The sequence below is a fragment of the Arthrobacter sp. FW306-2-2C-D06B genome, assembly GCF_021789175.1.
In the GTDB taxonomy this organism is placed as follows: domain Bacteria; phylum Actinomycetota; class Actinomycetes; order Actinomycetales; family Micrococcaceae; genus Arthrobacter.
The window spans coordinates 2,385,209-2,402,081 of sequence record NZ_CP084560.1; the positions used below are offsets into that span (position 1 = coordinate 2,385,209).

General features: G+C 64.8%; 16 protein-coding genes. All 16 read left to right on the forward strand.

What is annotated here, in order from left to right; all coding sequences use genetic code 11:
* The 16 genes from ruvX to pyrF all read left to right on the forward strand — a co-directional run bounded on the left by ruvX (position 1) and on the right by pyrF (position 16,843).
* Positions 1 to 591: a Holliday junction resolvase RuvX gene (gene ruvX, locus LFT47_RS11155; protein ID WP_236810714.1), complete on the forward strand. Its 591-nt coding sequence runs from the start codon at positions 1 to 3 to the stop codon at positions 589 to 591.
* The gene (gene mltG, locus LFT47_RS11160) at positions 588 to 2,276 is read left to right on the forward strand and encodes an endolytic transglycosylase MltG (protein WP_236810715.1); all 1,689 of its coding nucleotides are present in this window, start codon (positions 588 to 590) and stop codon (positions 2,274 to 2,276) included. Before ruvX ends, mltG begins: the two co-directional genes overlap by 4 nt.
* On the forward strand, positions 2,273 to 3,142 hold the full coding sequence (locus LFT47_RS11165; protein ID WP_236810716.1) for a shikimate dehydrogenase: 870 nt from the start codon (positions 2,273 to 2,275) through the stop codon (positions 3,140 to 3,142). Before mltG ends, LFT47_RS11165 begins: the two co-directional genes overlap by 4 nt.
* 29 nt (positions 3,143 to 3,171) lie before the next feature.
* Positions 3,172 to 4,371 carry a chorismate synthase gene (gene aroC / locus LFT47_RS11170; protein ID WP_236810717.1) on the forward strand — a complete coding sequence of 400 codons (1,200 nt, stop codon included), beginning with the start codon at positions 3,172 to 3,174 and terminating at the stop codon, positions 4,369 to 4,371.
* Between the two features lie 56 nt (positions 4,372 to 4,427).
* Positions 4,428 to 4,937, forward strand: coding sequence for a shikimate kinase (locus LFT47_RS11175; protein ID WP_236818529.1), 510 nt, complete (start codon positions 4,428 to 4,430; stop codon positions 4,935 to 4,937).
* Entirely contained in the window at positions 4,934 to 6,025 is a 1,092-nt protein-coding gene (gene aroB, locus LFT47_RS11180; RefSeq protein WP_236810720.1) for a 3-dehydroquinate synthase, read from the forward strand. Before LFT47_RS11175 ends, aroB begins: the two co-directional genes overlap by 4 nt.
* Positions 6,022 to 6,543 (forward strand): tetratricopeptide repeat protein, encoded by a 522-nt coding sequence (locus LFT47_RS11185; protein WP_236810721.1) that lies wholly within the window; start codon positions 6,022 to 6,024, stop codon positions 6,541 to 6,543. Before aroB ends, LFT47_RS11185 begins: the two co-directional genes overlap by 4 nt.
* Before the next feature lie 168 nt (positions 6,544 to 6,711).
* Complete coding sequence (gene efp, locus LFT47_RS11190) at positions 6,712 to 7,275, forward strand: elongation factor P (protein WP_028267136.1); 564 nt, start codon at positions 6,712 to 6,714, stop codon at positions 7,273 to 7,275.
* Positions 7,275 to 7,685, forward strand: a complete 411-nt coding sequence (gene nusB / locus LFT47_RS11195) for a transcription antitermination factor NusB (protein ID WP_236810722.1) — start codon at positions 7,275 to 7,277, stop codon at positions 7,683 to 7,685. Before efp ends, nusB begins: the two co-directional genes overlap by 1 nt.
* Before the next feature lie 256 nt (positions 7,686 to 7,941).
* Positions 7,942 to 8,523, forward strand: a complete 582-nt coding sequence (pyrR, locus tag LFT47_RS11200; RefSeq protein WP_234754227.1) for a bifunctional pyr operon transcriptional regulator/uracil phosphoribosyltransferase PyrR — start codon at positions 7,942 to 7,944, stop codon at positions 8,521 to 8,523.
* Positions 8,520 to 9,533: an aspartate carbamoyltransferase catalytic subunit gene (locus tag LFT47_RS11205; RefSeq protein WP_236810723.1), complete on the forward strand. Its 1,014-nt coding sequence runs from the start codon at positions 8,520 to 8,522 to the stop codon at positions 9,531 to 9,533. Before pyrR ends, LFT47_RS11205 begins: the two co-directional genes overlap by 4 nt.
* A complete protein-coding gene (locus LFT47_RS11210; protein WP_236810724.1) occupies positions 9,533 to 10,879 on the forward strand; it encodes a dihydroorotase in 1,347 nt (448 codons plus the stop codon). Before LFT47_RS11205 ends, LFT47_RS11210 begins: the two co-directional genes overlap by 1 nt.
* Entirely contained in the window at positions 10,879 to 11,400 is a 522-nt protein-coding gene (locus LFT47_RS11215) for a PH-like domain-containing protein (RefSeq protein ID WP_236810726.1), read from the forward strand. Before LFT47_RS11210 ends, LFT47_RS11215 begins: the two co-directional genes overlap by 1 nt.
* The gene (gene carA / locus LFT47_RS11220) at positions 11,381 to 12,646 is read left to right on the forward strand and encodes a glutamine-hydrolyzing carbamoyl-phosphate synthase small subunit (protein WP_236810729.1); all 1,266 of its coding nucleotides are present in this window, start codon (positions 11,381 to 11,383) and stop codon (positions 12,644 to 12,646) included. Before LFT47_RS11215 ends, carA begins: the two co-directional genes overlap by 20 nt.
* Complete coding sequence (carB, locus tag LFT47_RS11225; protein ID WP_236810731.1) at positions 12,646 to 15,966, forward strand: carbamoyl-phosphate synthase large subunit; 3,321 nt, start codon at positions 12,646 to 12,648, stop codon at positions 15,964 to 15,966. Before carA ends, carB begins: the two co-directional genes overlap by 1 nt.
* Entirely contained in the window at positions 15,959 to 16,843 is an 885-nt protein-coding gene (gene pyrF, locus LFT47_RS11230; RefSeq protein WP_236810733.1) for an orotidine-5'-phosphate decarboxylase, read from the forward strand. Before carB ends, pyrF begins: the two co-directional genes overlap by 8 nt.
* The last annotated feature ends 30 nt before the right edge of the window (positions 16,844 to 16,873 follow it).

A 16,873-nucleotide genomic window follows, 5' to 3' on the forward strand; every position in this document is an offset into this window, starting at 1 on the left:
TTGGAGGCCATTGCGAGCAACGACGACTACCCCCGGGGCACCAAACTGGGGGTGGACGTCGGCACCGTCCGTGTGGGAGTTGCCATTTGCGATCCCGACGGGATCCTGGCGACGCCGTTCAAGACGGTAAGCCGGGACGCCAAGAAGAATTCCGATATCGGGGTCATTGTCCGGCAGGTCGCGGAGCTCGGCGTCGTCCAGATTTTCATCGGGCTGCCCCGCACGATGAAGGGCGAGGAACACGCTTCTGCCATCATGGCCACCGACTACGCGGAGTTGCTGGCAGCCCACTTGCAACGCCGCGGACTCAACGTTCCAGTCAACATGGTGGACGAGCGGCTCAGCACCGTGACGGCCCACCGCAATCTCCATGAAGCTGGCATGAGCAGCAAAGATCATCGTAAAGTGGTGGATCAGGTTGCCGCTGCCGGAATTCTGCAGCACGCGATCGACATGCAAAAAGCCAGAGGTGCGGATGTGGGCAGGCGCGTGCAGGCGCCGATGCCACCCCAACACATTGACGGTGCCAATACGCCGCTGCCGGCCTCCGGCATTGATCCACACTCTCCAACGAGGGGAAGACAATTGTGAGCCCGGTCAACAACGACCCCTCCAACGACGCATCAGAAGGCCGTACCCGGCCCCTGACCCGTCGTGAAGTCCGTGCCAGGGAACGCTTCCTGGAGACGCAGAACCAGGAGGTATTGCCACCACCTGTGCCTGTCCACTTTGAACCTGTCCCAGTCCCTAAGCCGCAGCCGGCGTATGTCCCGGACTACCCATCGGAGGCCCCGGAAGCGACCACGCACGCCGCTGGCCTCCACGACGACGGTATCCACGGCGACAGTATCCACGGCGAAGCGGTCCAGGCCGAAGAGGCTGTGCAGCAGCACGACGCTTCTCATGACGACCTTCTGCACCACGATGACTCAGGGCAGCACCCTGACTCAGTGCAACCAGAGGTCGAGCACTACGACGTGGCGCACCCCGAAGCTGTCGAGCATGACGCCGTCGAGCACGCGGCATTGCACCCCGACGCCATGGAGCACGACTCTGTTCACAGCTTCGACGTCGCACACGCTGACGATTTCCACGAGCTGCAGGCCCATGACGAGGGTTATGAGCACCACGATCCCCAGTTCGACTACGAGGTCCATGATGAGCACGCCGCGCATGACCTCATGGCAGCTGCGACTCCTGCGCCAAAGGTTCCCTCGAAGAAGGTCCGCAGGCGCCGCCGCCTCGTCGCGCTGCTCATCACCCTCACCGTGTTCGTCGCAGCGGTTGCAATCGGGGCACAGTTCCTGAAGCCGTTGCTCGGGATGGACAAGGTCAGCGACTACCCGGGCCCTGGTACCGGCTCGGTCACTGTCACGGTGGCCCCCGGCTCCGGCCCCAAACTGGTTGCCACCAACCTTCAGAGCCAGCACGTCATTGCCGACGCCGATTCCTTCGTGGCGGCCTTCACTGCCGCCGGTGGTGAACTCTCACCCGGTGATTTCACCTTCAAGACTGAAATGAAGAACTCCGACGCGGTGAATGTGCTCCTCGGCAAGGATTCGTCCAAGGTCATGTATTTCGCTTTGAGTGCAGGATTGCGCATCGGTGAATCCCTTGACGCGATCTCCAAGGGTTCGGGCATACCTCTGTCCGAATTGAAGGCGCTCAGCGACTCACCGGCCCAGTTCGGCGTCCCTGCCCCGGCAAAGAACCTCGAAGGCTTCCTGGCACCGGGGGAGTACCGTTTCCCCCTCGGAACCTCCGCCAAGGACATCCTCCAGAAGCTCGTCACGGCCACCACCGACGAGCTCAAGGCCCAGGGGGTCACGGATCCCGCCAAGCAGTACCAGGCCATCACGGTGGCAAGCATCGTGCAGGCTGAAGGTGGCCAGGCCGACTACGGCAACGTGGCCGGCGCCATCTACAACAGGCTCAAGCCGGGCAACACCGAGACGAACGGGCTCATCCAATCCGATGCCACGGTCACCTACGGCCTGGGTACCAAGACCTTCCACCTGACCGATGCCCAGAAGGCTGACAAGGGCAACCCCTACAACACCTACGCCAACGTAGGCCTTCCGATCGGCCCCATCGGTTCCCCCGGCAAGACAGCGATCGATGCCGCCGCGAAGCCGACAGCCAACAACTACCTTTACTGGGTGACCATCAACCTCGACACCAAGGAAACCAAGTTCTCCAGCACGCTGGCGGAACACCTCAAGTACGTTGACCAATACAACGCGTGGTGTGCGGCCAACGCCGGACGGTGCGTGTGAGTAGACGTGCTGCCGTCCTGGGGCACCCCATCAGCCACTCGAAGTCACCAGCGCTCCACCGCGCGGCCTACGCGAAGCTTGGGCTCGACATCGAATACTCGGCGATCGATGTAACCGTTGAGCGGCTCCCGGCCTTCATGGCGGACCTTGAGGCTGACGACGATTGGTGCGGTTTGTCCGTCACCATGCCCCTCAAGACCGCCATGGTGGACGAGGTCGACGAGGTCCGCGGGGCAGGCGCGTACTTGGGTGTCATCAACACGGTTGCTTTCGAAGGCACCGGGCACGGCGTGCGGCGGATCGGCCACAACACTGATGTGGCCGGGATCGTTGAAGCCGTGAGGAACGCAGGGGTGAAGGAACAGCCGAAGTCCGCGGTTCTTGGCGGCGGCGGAACATCCGCGGCGGCCATCGCGGCACTGCGGGAGCTCGGCTCGAAACACGTTGACGTCTTTGTGCGCGACGTCGGACGCGCCGCCGAGGCGAAAGCCGCGGCAGCCGCCGTCGGGCTTTCCATCCACCTCCGGCCGCTGGCTGAAGCCGCCGGAGGGATGGCCGGAGCCGATCTGGTGATCTCCACGCTTCCGCCGCGGGCGGCGGACAGCATCGCGGGGCAGCTAGAGCAGCTTCCCGACGATGACAAGCTTCCCGACGATGTCTGGGGTGTCCTGCTCGACGTCGCCTACGATCCCTGGCCCAGCCGCATTGCCGAAGCATGGCATTCGCGGGGCGGAGTAGTGGTTCCAGGGCTGGAGATGTTGCTCTACCAAGCCGTGGAGCAGATCCGTTTGTTTTCCGGAGCCGACGTCACCGCCGATGTCATAGATGTGATGTGTGACTCAGTCGGGCTTCCCCGGCGGGTCTAGTAAGGGCCTTACATGGCAGGATTGGATATATGTTGCGTTGGTTGACTGCCGGTGAATCCCATGGCCCGGCACTGCTCGGAATTATTGAAGGCGTCCCCGCCGGTGTGGAACTCACCAGCGAGGAAATACGTGACGCCTTGGCGCGCCGCCGTCTCGGCTATGGCCGCGGCGCCCGGATGAAGTTCGAGCAGGACGAAGTGAGCATCCTTGGCGGCGTCAGGCACGGCGTGACGCAGGGCGGCCCCGTCGCGGTCCAGATCGGCAACACCGAGTGGCCCAAATGGGAGCAGATCATGTCTGCCGACCCGGTGGACCCGGCCCTTCTCGCAGACCAAGCCCGCAACGCGCCGTTGACCCGTCCGCGACCCGGCCACGCAGATTTCACCGGCATGCAGAAATACGGATTCCCCGAGGCCCGCCCTGTCCTGGAACGCGCCAGCGCCCGGGAAACCGCCACGCGTGTCGCCTTGGGTACCGTTGCTTCGCAATTCCTGAAACAGCTCGGCATCGAGCTCGTGAGCCACACCGTATCCATCGCAAGCGTGACCGTGCCCGAGGGCCGTCCGCTGCCCCTGCCGTCCGACGTCCTGGCCCTCGACGCCGATCCTTTACGTTGCTTCGATCGGGAAACCTCGGACGCCATGGTGGCCGAGGTTGACGCAGCACACAAGGAGGGCGAGACCCTCGGTGGCGTAGTCGAAGTTCTGGCCTACGGCCTGCCGCCGGGACTCGGTAGCTACGTGCACTGGGACCGTCGCCTCGATTCCCGCCTGGCTGCTGCCCTGATGGGTATCCAGGCGATCAAGGGCGTCGAAGTCGGCGATGGTTTCCTGACCGCCGCCCGCCGTGGCTCCGCCGCGCACGATGAGATCGTCAAGGACGAGACCGGCCGGATCGTCCGCAAGACCAACCGTGCAGGTGGCATCGAAGGTGGGATGAGCATCGGCGAAGTGCTGCGTGTCCGCGCCGCGATGAAGCCCATCGCCACCGTCCCGCGCGCATTGAAGACCATCGACGTGAGCACGGGTGAGGCTGCCAAGGCGCACCACCAGCGCTCCGACGTCTGTGCCGTTCCGGCGGCGGGTGTCGTGGCCGAAGCCATGGTTGCACTGGTGTTGGCCGAGGCCGTTGCCGAGAAATTCGGCGGTGACTCGGTCGCCGAGACCGCGCGGAACCTTCGGGGTTACCTGGACAGCATCCCGGCAACCCTGGACTCGGTCGGCCACTAGTGGGCCGCGGTACCCCGGGCGCCGGTTACGGTCCCGCGATCGCTTTGGTCGGGCCGATGGCCGTCGGCAAGTCGGTAATCGGCCAGCAGCTCGCCCAGCAATTGGGCGTGCCGTTCGTGGACACGGACGCAGTCATCGTTGAGCACCACGGCACGATCGCGGATATTTTTGCCGGTCGGGGAGAACATGCATTCCGGGAGATCGAGGCCAGGACGGTGGCCCGCGCCGTTGAAGCTGCGGACATCAACGGCGCAGTGGTCTCGCTGGGTGGTGGGGCAGTGCTCGATTCCGGCACGCAGCAGCTGCTGGGTGACTGCACTGTGGTCTACCTTGAGTGCGATGCAGAGACAGTCGCTGAGCGCATCGCCCGCAACACGGGACGGCCGCTGCTGGCCGGCGACGCCATGGCCCGCTGGGAGACCCTTTTTGCCGCCCGGCGTCCTGTCTATGAACGCCTTGCAGACATCACCGTCGACGTCCGGTCCGGGACCGTGGCGGAAATCGCCCTCCATGTGGAGGAAAGACTGCGTGAATACGCGGCCTTGAAGGAGGAAGTGCAAAAGTGAGCAACGAATCAACTGTCATCAAGGTCACTGGCCAGTCCGCCAACGAGAACTACGACGTCGTCGTCGGGCGTGGCCTCCTGGAGACCCTTCCCGCGAAGCTGGGGGAGCGCGTCAGGCGGGTTCTCGTCGTCCACCCGCGTGCCCTGAGACTTACGGGCGATACGGTCCGTGCTGAACTCGAGGCTTCCGGTTTCACCGCCCTCACCGCCGAGATCCCTGACGCCGAAGAAGGCAAGCACATCCAGGTTGCCGCCTTCTGCTGGCAAGTGCTTGGCCAGAACGACTTCACCCGTTCCGATGCCATCGTGGCGGTCGGCGGCGGCGCAGTCACCGACCTCGCCGGCTTCGTCGCCGCCACCTGGCTTCGCGGCGTCAAGGTCATTCACATGCCCACGAGCCTCCTCGGCATGGTGGACGCGTCGGTGGGCGGAAAGACCGGCATCAATACCGCCGAAGGCAAGAACCTGGTGGGTTCCTTCCACCCGCCCGCGGCTGTCCTCGCGGACCTGGACACCCTCCAGACGCTTCCCAAGAATGAGCTGATCTCGGGAATGGCAGAGGTCATCAAGTGCGGCTTCATCGCCGATCCCGCCATCCTGGAACTCGTCGAAAACAAGCCGGAGGAAGTCACCGATCCAGGTTCGGCGGTGCTCCGCGAGCTCATTGAACGTGCCATTGCCGTCAAGGCGAAGGTGGTTTCCGAGGACCTCAAGGAATCCGGCCTGCGTGAAATCCTCAACTACGGGCACACGCTCGGCCACGCGATCGAACTCGTGGAACGCTACTCGTGGCGGCACGGCGCAGCGGTTTCGGTCGGCATGATGTTTGCCGCGGAGCTCGCCCGCAGCGTCGGGCGGCTTTCCGACGTCGACGCCGATAGGCACCGCACCATCCTCGAGGGACTCGGGTTGCCGGTCACCTACCGCAGGGACCGCTGGCAGGGCCTGCTCGACGGCATGCGGCGCGACAAGAAGTCCCGCGGCGACCTCTTGCGTTTCGTGGTGCTCGACGGCGTCGCGAAGCCCGGAATCCTCGATGTTCCGGACACGTCGCTGCTCTTCGCTGCCTACCAGGAGATCGCATCATGACCACCGAGACCTTCAGCAGCATCAGTGATTGGCCCACGGGTGGATTCCCCGGGGTGCGCACCAACCCCGACACGCTCCTGCCGGCCATCGTCAACGAGGAAGCCATGCAATCGGCACTGGCGGAGTCGAGCGATCCCGCCGACCGGATCATGGCGCTCATGCTCGAAGGCCACCCGGCAGAAGCCGCCGAGTTGCTGGCCGAGGCGCGCTACAACGATCCCGAGTCCTTCAAGTTGCGGATCTTCGAAGCCGAGCTCCACCGTGCCACCAACCGCTTTGACCGGGCCGTGGAGCTCTTCCGGCGACTCCTGGGCGAGGTCCACGGAACGGCCAAAGAACCGGTCGTCCACCAGTATTTGGGCCGGGCCTACTTCGTGGCCGGCAACCACGTCGCCGCGGCGGAGTCGTTCACCAAGGCCTTGGACCTGCGCGTGGCCTTGGCAGCCGACGCTTCGCTGATCTATTCCTCTGCTGTGGCCCTGCAACGCGCCCGGAACGTCCTCGAGTTCGCCTCCTGAGGAACGCGCGGGCAGGCGCGCCGCTTTTTGCCGGTAGAATGGACTTTGGATTTTTGATAAATACGCGCTGGCTGCCGTCACGGCATGCCTGCTTGGCATAGTCGGCTGGAAGCTAAACCAGTAGCTAAAGCAGTAGCTAGCACCAGTGAGAGAAACCAGAGGATACTAGTGGCAACCACAAATGACATCAAGAACGGGACCGTGCTGAAGCTTGAGGGCCAGCTCTGGAACATCATTGAGTTCCAGCACGTCAAGCCGGGCAAGGGCGGCGCGTTCGTGCGCACGAAGATGCGCAACGTCATGTCGGGCAAGGTGGTCGACAAGACCTTCAACGCCGGCCTCAAGATCGAAACTGCCACGGTTGACCGCCGCGACTACCAGTACCTGTACCAGGACGGCGCGGACTTCGTTTTCATGGACACCCAGGACTTCGACCAGATCACGGTTTCCGGTGCCACGGTAGGCGACGCCACCAACTTCATGCTGGAAAACCAGATGGTCAACATTGCCATCCACGAAGGCACCCCGCTCTACATCGAGCTGCCCCCGAGCGTTGTCCTCGAAATCACCTACACCGAGCCGGGCCTGCAAGGCGACCGCTCCTCCGCTGGAACCAAGCCAGCTACCCTTGAGACCGGCTACGAGATCCAGGTGCCCCTGTTCGTTGAGAACAACACCAAGGTCAAGGTAGACACTCGCGACGGCAGCTACCTGGGCCGGGTCAACGACTAGTGAGCGCCCGTGGTAAGGCCCGTAGCAGGGCCCTTGAGATACTTTTCGAGGCGGAGCAGCGTTCCGCTTCCGCGTTCGAGGTCTTGAAGGCCCGCCGGGAAATGACCGACCTCGTCATCAACCCGTACACGATGGACATCGTGGAAGGCGTGGTTGCCATGCAGCCGACCATCGACGAGTTCCTCCAGACCTACGCCCAGGGCTGGACCCTGGAGCGGATGCCGGCAGTCGACCGCATCATCCTCCGGATCGGCGCCTGGGAACTGCTCTACAACGACGACGTCCCGGACGGCGTGGCCGTCAGCGAAGCGGTGGCACTGGCCAAGGTCATGTCCACCGACGAATCTCCCGCGTTCATCAACGGTCTCCTCGGGCGGTTGCAGACGCTGAAGCCTTCCCTGCTCGCATAGGCGGCGTTGGAAGGATCAGCCCAACTGACTGGCACTTAAGGTCGTTATGAGCCTTCATAACGACATCTGCTGCCAGTCAGTTGGGCTGAACTCAAGAGACCCTGGGGCAGCCGAACATCGCCTGCGTGACTGTGAGCTAAAACGCACGGACCGGCGGTTGCGAGGGGCAGCCGGGCGACGCCACTGTGGTAATTTTGAAGAGCAAATGTTCCTTTTTTAATTCCGTCCCGTGAGGCGGGGAAAGGGGAGACGAGCGATGACTGAAGTCACTGCGCCGGTGCCGTCCCGGGTTGTTCTCAACCACGCGGATATCGACCGTGCGCTCACTCGTATCGCCCACGAGATCCTCGAAGCCAACAAGGGTTCCCAGGATCTGGTTCTTTTGGGCATCCCACGCCGCGGTTATCCGCTGGCCGTGCGGCTGGCGGAAAAAATCGCCGCCGCGGATCCATCCGTCAACGCCTCTGCAATTGTCGGTCAGCTGGATGTCACCATGTTCCGTGACGATCTTTCGCACCAGCCGGCCAGGCCTCCGTACCCCACCAAACTGCCGTTGTCCGGAATCGACAACAAGGTTGTTGTCCTCATCGACGACGTCCTGTACTCGGGCCGCACCATCCGGGCAGCCCTCGATGCCATCATCGACCTCGGCAGGCCGCGCATCGTCCGCCTGGCCGTCCTCGTGGACCGCGGGCACCGCGAACTGCCGATCCGCGCGGACCACGTCGGCAAGAACCTGCCTACGTCTTCCTCGGAAAAGGTCCGGGTCCACCTTGAAGAATTCGATTCGGTGGACGGTCAGCCGATCAACGAAGTAGTGATCGAGGCAGGCGCATGAAACACCTGCTCTCCACCGAGAACCTCAGCGCAGCGAACGCCATCCGGATCCTGGACACAGCCGAAGAGATGGCGGCGGTGGGGGACCGCGAGGTCAAGAAGCTGCCCGCCCTGCGCGGCCGCACCGTGGTCAACCTCTTCTTCGAAGACTCCACCCGCACGCGCATTTCCTTCGAGGCCGCAGCGAAGCGGCTCTCCGCCGACGTCATCAACTTCGCCGCCAAGGGTTCTTCGGTTTCGAAAGGGGAGTCCCTCAAGGACACCGCGCAGACCCTCGCAGCCATGGGGGCCGATGCCGTAGTCATCCGCCACTGGGCTTCCGGGGCTCCGCACCGCCTGGCCGCCACCGACTGGATCGACGCGGCCGTTATCAACGCCGGGGACGGCACCCATGAACACCCCACGCAGGCTCTCCTGGACGCGTTCACGATGCGCAGGCACTGGTCCAAGCTGCACGGCTTGGCGTCCACGGGTGCAGACCTCACGGGCATGCGCGTCGCCATCGCCGGCGACGTACTGCACTCCCGCGTCGCCCGCTCCAACGTGTGGCTCCTGCGCACCCTGGGCGCGGAAGTGACCCTCGTTGCCCCGCCCACTTTGCTGCCGATCGGCGTCGAACACTGGCCTTGCAAGGTCAGCTACAACCTCGACGAGACCCTCGAAGCCGGAGTCGACGCCATGATGATGCTGCGCGTCCAAGGTGAGCGCATGAACGCTTCCTTCTTCCCCTCCACCCGCGAGTATTCGCGGCGCTGGGGCTTCGACGATGCCCGCCTCCGCGCCCTCGACGAGCTCGGTCTCAAGGACACGATCATCATGCACCCCGGGCCCATGAACCGCGGACTGGAAATTTCTTCCGCCGCTGCCGATTCACCGCGTTCCACTGTCCTGGCCCAGGTCCGGAACGGCGTATCGGTCCGGATGGCCGCCCTGTACTTGCTGCTCTCGGGGGATTCCCGTGAAGCCGCCCCCATGCCGGGCACCGCCCGTTCCGATAAGGAGAGCAACTGATGACCGAGAGCGCAACAGGCACCTACTTGATCCGCGGAGCGGCCATCCTGGGCGGCGACGCCGAGGACCTGCTGATCAGCGACGGCGTCATCGCTGAACGCGGCACTGGCCTTTCCGCCGAAGGCGCCACCGTGATCGAGGCCGCGGGCCTCGTGGCGCTTCCCGGCATGGTCGACATCCACACCCACTTGCGTGAACCCGGCCGCGAAGACGCGGAAACCGTGGAAACGGGTACCCGCGCCGCAGCCCTTGGCGGCTACACCGCGGTCCACGCCATGGCGAACAGCAACCCGGTGGCGGACACGGCCGGCGTCGTCGAGCAGGTCCACAGCCTGGGCCGCGCCTCCGGTTGGGTGGATGTCCGTCCGGTGGGCGCCGTCACGGTCGGACTCGCCGGCGAGCAGCTCGCCGAACTCGGCGCCATGGCCGACTCGCGCGCCCAGGTACGGGTCTTCTCCGACGACGGGATCTGCGTCCATGATCCCGTCCTGATGCGCCGGGCCCTCGAGTACGTCAAAGCGTTCGACGGCGTCGTTGCCCAGCACGCGCAGGAACCCCGCCTCACCGCCGGTGCCCAGATGAACGAAGGCGCTGTCTCCGCGGTTCTCGGCCTCGCCGGGTGGCCTGCGGTCGCAGAAGAGAGCATCATCGCCAGGGACGTCCTCCTGACCCAGCATGTCGGCTCGCGCCTCCACGTCTGCCATGTATCCACCGCCGGATCGGTGGAAATCGTCCGCTGGGCCAAGGAACGGGGGATCAACGTCACCGCCGAGGTCACCCCGCACCACTTGTTGCTCACCGACGAACTGGTCCGCAGCTACGACCCCGTCTACAAAGTCAACCCGCCCCTGCGCACCGACGCCGATGTCCAGGCGCTCCGTGCCGGACTCGCCGACGGCACCATCGACGTCGTCGGCACCGACCATGCCCCGCATCCTAGCGAGCACAAGGAGTGCGAGTGGGCCCAGGCGGCGATGGGCATGACGGGGCTGGAAACTGCCTTGTCGGTAGTCCAGGAAACCATGATCGAAACCGGGCTCATGACGTGGGCCGACTTCGCCCGCGTCACGTCCACGGTGCCCGCGGCCATTGGCCGCGTGGCGGATCAGGGACGTCCGCTCGAAACCGGCGAGCCCGCCAACGTCATCCTCGTGGACCCGGCTGCCCGGTGGACAGTGGATCCGCATAAGATGGCGACCATGGGCCGGAACTCACCCTTCGCGGGCAAAGAGCTGCCGGGCGCCGTCGTCGCCACCTTCTTCAAGGGCCACCCGACCGTGCTGGACGGCAGGCTGAACACGCCGTACCGCTACGCCGCGGAGCCCGCAGGAGCCGGCAGCAACTGATGGACAACAAACTTGCTTCCTTGCTCCTAGTAGTGGTCCTTGCCGCGGTCGCGGCCGGACTCATTGCGATAGGTTGGCGCGGCAGGCTCAAGCGCCAGGCCGGCCTCGCCCAGCTTCCGGAAGTGCCCGAAAGGCTCAGCCCGGCAGGGATTGTGGCTGAAGGCCAGTACGTGGCCACGACGACGGCGGGAGACTGGCTTGACCGGGTCGCCGTCCATGGGCTTGGTTTCCGCGGAAACGCGGAAATGAGCGTCCACCGGGAAGGGGTCCTCTTCGACCGGAAAGGGACCACTCCCTTGTTCGTTCCGGCGGAAGCCGTGACCGATTGCGGCAGTTCCGACGGCATGGCAGGCAAGTTCGTGGAGAAGGATGGACTCGTGGTCTTGAGCTGGATGCTCGGGGAACACGAGCTCGACACCGGATTCAGGACAAGGCACGCCGCCGACAAGCAAGCGCTCCTCGAAGCACTTCAAGAATTGATCTCTGCAGCCCCCCAGGCAGATGCCGATAGTGGAAAGTAACAAAGTGACGGATAGCAACGCAGTGACAGGCAATACCAACCCAGCAGAGTCCTCCGCGGCAGTGCTGGTCCTCGAAGACGGCCGCACGTTCCGTGGCCGCAGCTACGGCGCCACAGGCGTTGCCCTGGGCGAGGCGGTCTTCGCCACCGGCATGACCGGCTACCAGGAAACCATCACGGACCCCTCGTATGCCCGGCAATTGGTGGTCCAGACGGCTCCGCACATCGGGAACACCGGCGTGAACAAGGAAGACGCGGAGTCCCGCCGCATCTGGGTGGCCGGCTACGTGGTCCGCGACGCCGCGCGACGCCCCTCGAACTGGCGCTCGGAGCGCAGCCTCGACGCGGAGCTCGTTGAACAGGGCATCGTCGGCATCCAGGCCGTAGACACCCGCGCCATCACCCGGCACCTGCGCGAACACAAGACCATGCGTGCTGGAATCTTCTCCGGCGAGGCAGCCAAGGCCACCGACAAGGAGCTCCTTGACACCGTCCTGGCCAGCGCGCCCATGGAAGGCGCCCGCTTGGCCGAAGAAGTGAGCATCGACGAAGCCTACGTCGTCGAACCCGCCGACCATGGCTGGGACGGCGAGCCGAAATTCAGCATCGCCGCGATTGACCTAGGCATCAAGGCCATGACCCCGGTCCGCTTCGCCGAACGCGGCGTACGCGTCCACGTCCTGCCGGCAACCTCCACGCTGGAAGACGTCAAGGCGGTCAACCCTGACGGTTTCTTCATGTCCAACGGCCCTGGCGACCCCGCCACGGCGGACGCGCAGGTGAAGCTGCTCCGCTCCGTGCTCGATGAGAAGATGCCGTACTTCGGAATCTGCTTCGGCAACCAGATCCTGGGCCGGGCGCTCGGATTCGGTACCTACAAGCTCAAGTACGGCCACCGCGGGATCAACCAGCCGGTGATGGACCGCCGTACGGGCAAAGTCGAGATCACCTCGCAGAACCACGGCTTCGCCGTCGACGCTCCCATGGACGGCGCCACCATGGCTCCGGAGGAGCGCTTTGGCCGCGTCGAGGTCAGCCACGTGAGCCTCAACGACGACGTCGTCGAAGGACTCGCGTGCCTCGACATCCCGGCCTTCTCGGTCCAGTACCACCCCGAAGCCGCGGCCGGACCGCACGACGCCGCCTACCTCTTCGACCGCTTCATCGACCTGATGGAGAGCACGAAGAACGGCCAGGCCGCCGACACTCAGACATCGAACTCCGCGAAGAACGAGGACACCAAGTAATGCCAAAGCGTACAGATCTCAAGAGCGTCCTCGTTATCGGTTCAGGCCCGATCGTCATCGGCCAGGCGGCCGAATTCGACTACTCCGGAACCCAGGCCTTGCGGGTGCTCAAAGAGGAGGGCCTGCGCGTCATCCTCGTCAACTCCAACCCGGCCACCATCATGACGGACCCCGAGTTCGCCGATGCCACCTACGTGGAGCCCATCACGCCCGAGGTGGTCGAAAAGATCATCGCCAAGGAGCGCCCGGACGCCATCCTGCCCACACTGGGCGGACAGACGGCCCTCAACACGGCCATCGCCCTGGACAAGAACGGCGTGCTCGAGAAGTACAACGTCGAACTGATCGGTGCCAACATTGCCGCGATCGAACTCGGCGAGGACCGCGAAAAGTTCAAGGGCGTCGTGGAACGCTGCGGCGCCGAGTCGGCCCGCAGCCACATCATCCACACCATGGATGAAGCACTGACCGCGGCGGAAGACCTCGGCTACCCGATGGTGGTCCGTCCGTCCTTCACCATGGGCGGCCTGGGCTCGGGCCTGGCATACAACGAGGACGATTTGCGCCGCATCGTGGGCCAGGGCCTCCAGTACAGCCCCACCTCCGAGGTCCTGCTGGAAGAAAGCATCCTCGGCTGGAAAGAGTACGAGCTGGAGATGATGCGCGACAAGAACGACAACGTCGTCGTTGTCTGTTCGATCGAGAACTTCGATCCGGTAGGCGTCCACACGGGCGATTCCATTACCGTTGCCCCGGCCCTGACCCTGACGGACCGCGAGTACCAGCGGTTGCGCGATATCTCCATCGCCGTCATCCGCGAAGTCGGCGTCGACACCGGTGGCTGCAACATCCAGTTCGCCATCGAGCCGGACACCGGACGCGTCGTCGTCATCGAAATGAACCCGCGTGTTTCGCGCTCTTCGGCGCTGGCTTCCAAGGCCACCGGCTTCGCGATCGCGAAGATCGCCACGAAGCTCTCCCTGGGCTACACCCTGGACGAGATCCCCAACGACATCACGCAGCAAACGCCGGCTTCGTTCGAGCCGACGCTCGACTACGTCGTCGTCAAGGTTCCCCGCTTCGCGTTCGAGAAGTTCCCCGCAGCGGACAACACGCTGACCACCACCATGAAGTCCGTCGGTGAAGCCATGGCCATGGGCCGCAACTTCACGGAGGCCTTGCAGAAGGCCCTTCGCTCCCTCGAGCAGAAGGGCTCGCAACTGGACTTCAGCCACGTGCCCGAATGGGAAGTTCCGGAGCTCATCGAGAAGTCCAAGCGCCCGACGACGGACCGCCTCCACCAGGTCCAGCGCGCCCTGCTCGGCGGCGCTTCGCTCGAGGACCTCTACGCCGCCACCAAAATCGATCCGTGGTTCCTGGACCAGCTGCAGCTGCTCAACGAGATGTCCCACGAGATCCGCAAGGCCGGCGCCCTGACGGAAGACATGCTCCGCAACGCCAAGCGCCACGGCTTCTCGGATGAGCAGATCGGCTCGTTGACCCACAACCCGGAGGCCGTCGTCCGCGGCGTGCGGCAGGCCCTCGGCATCCGTCCGGTCTACAAGACGGTGGACACCTGTGCCGCCGAATTCGCCGCGTACACCCCGTACCACTACTCGTCATATGACGAAGAGGACGAGGTCGGCCTGCACTCCAAGCCGTCCGTCATCATCCTGGGTTCGGGCCCCAACCGCATCGGCCAAGGCATCGAATTCGATTACTCGTGCGTCCACGCCTCCATGGCCCTGCGCAAGGCCGGCTACGAGACCGTCATGGTCAACTGCAACCCCGAAACAGTCTCCACGGATTACGACGTCTCCACGCGCCTCTACTTCGAACCGTTGACACTCGAGGACGTCCTCGAAGTCATCGCGGCAGAGGAACGCACGGGCGGCGTCATGGGCGTGTTCGTGCAGCTCGGCGGCCAAACCCCGCTCAAACTCGCACAGCAACTGGCAGACGCCGGCGTGCCGATCCTCGGCACCTCGCCGGAAGCGATCGACCTCGCCGAGCACCGCGGCATGTTCTCCCGCGTGCTCGACCAGGCTGGACTGATCGCCCCGAAGAACGGCACCGCCGTGTCCTTCGAAGACGCCAAGAAGATCGCCGACGAAATCGGCTACCCGGTCCTCGTCCGTCCGTCCTACGTGCTTGGCGGCCGCGGCATGGAAATCGTCTACGACGAAGCCAATCTCTCGCGCTACATCGCCAACGCCACGGAAATCACCCCGGACCACCCGGTGCTGATCGACCGCTTCCTCGAGGACGCCGTCGAAATCGACGTCGACGCGCTCTTCGACGGCACGGACATGTACCTCGGCGGAATCATGGAGCACATCGAGGAAGCCGGCATCCACTCGGGTGACTCCGCATGCGTCCTGCCCCCCATCACCCTCGGCAGCAACGTGATCGAACGCGTCCGCACAGCCACCCGGGCCATCGCTGAAGGCGTAGGCGTCCGTGGCCTCATCAACATCCAGTTCGCACTGGCTTCCGACGTGCTCTACGTGCTGGAGGCCAACCCGCGCGCTTCCCGCACGGTTCCGTTCGTCTCCAAGGCAACGGGCGTGCAAATGGCCAAGGCCGCGGCCCTGATCGGTACGGGCGTCACCATCAACCAGCTCCGCAGCGCCTACAAGATGCTGCCGGAAACCGGCGACGGCTCAACCCTGCCGCTCGACGCTCCCGTCGCCGTGAAGGAAGCCGTGCTGCCGTTCAGCCGCTTCCGGACACCCGAAGGCAAGGTAGTGGACTCGCTGCTCGGCCCGGAAATGCGCTCCACCGGCGAAGTCATGGGCATCGACAAGCACTTCGACACCGCTTTCGCCAAGAGCCAGGCCGCGGCCAACAACGCGCTGCCCACCGAAGGCAAGATCTTCGTTTCTGTCGCCAACCGCGACAAGCGTTCGGTGATCATGGGCGTCAAGCGCTTGTCCGACCTTGGCTTCGAGATCGTCTCCACGGGCGGTACCGCGGATGTCCTGCGCCGCAACGGCATCCAGGCCACCCCGGTCCGCAAGGTCGCAGAAGGCAGCAGCGCCGAAGGCGAAGGAACCATCGCGGACCTCATCATCGCCGGCGAGATCGACATGGTCTTCAACACGCCTTCCGGCGGCGAAGCCCGCAGCGACGGCTACGAACTCCGTGCGGCCGCAACGTCCATCGGCATTCCCTGCATCACCACGGTTGCGGAGTTCAACGCCGCAGTGCAGGCCATCGAGGCGCTGCGCACTTACGAGTGGTCGGTGACGAGCCTGCAGGAGCACGCCGCTGCGCTGTCAGCTTCCCAGGCTGCGGCAGCCGAGGCCGTCAATGCCTGAGTCTGCCGCAGCCGGGCAGCAGCCTGTTCTTAGCCCGGGGCCCCGACAGCCGTTCGGTTCCCGCCTCGCTGCCGCGATGGCCGCCCGCGGCCCCTTGTGCGTCGGTATCGACCCGCACCCGGGGCTCCTGGCGGACTGGGGATTGAACGACGACGTCGCCAGCCTGGAGCGCTTTTCGCTCACCGTCGTGGAGGCCGTGGCGACGCTCGCTGCCGCGGTGAAGCCGCAGGTGGCGCTCTATGAGCGTCACGGCTCAGCAGGCATTGCGGTCTTGGAACGCACTCTTGCGGCCGCATCCGATGCCGGAGTGTTGAGTATCGCCGACGCCAAACGCGGAGACATCGGCTCCACGATGGCTGCCTACGCCGACGCCTGGCTACGGGATGGCTCGGCCTTGGCAGCAGACTCGGTCACGCTGAGCCCGTACCTTGGCTTCGAGTCGCTGCGACCGGCGCTCGACCTCGCGGCCGAGTCCGGCCGGGGTGTTTTCGTGCTCGCCCTGACGTCCAACCCGGAGGGCAAGTCCGTGCAGCATGTTGGGGGTTCGGAATCAGTGGCCCGGCGGATCGCCGAGGCCGCGGCCGAGGAGAACCGCCGTTATTCCGGCAGTCTGGGGTCGGTCGGTCTCGTGGTGGGTGCCACGATCGGCGGGGCGCTCGTGGAACTCGGGCTGGACCTCGACGCCGTTCACGGGCCCATCCTGGCGCCCGGGCTCGGCGCGCAGGGAGCCACACCGGCGGATCTGCGTGCCACTTTCGGCACGGCTTACCCGGCGGTCCTGGCGACGTCGAGCCGCGGAATCCTCGCGGCGGGGCCAACGATTGCCGGACTGCGTTCCGCTACCGAGTCCACCCGCAATGGTTTGCTGGAAGGCTGAGCCCGATCTTGGTGGGTCCAATGCATTGCG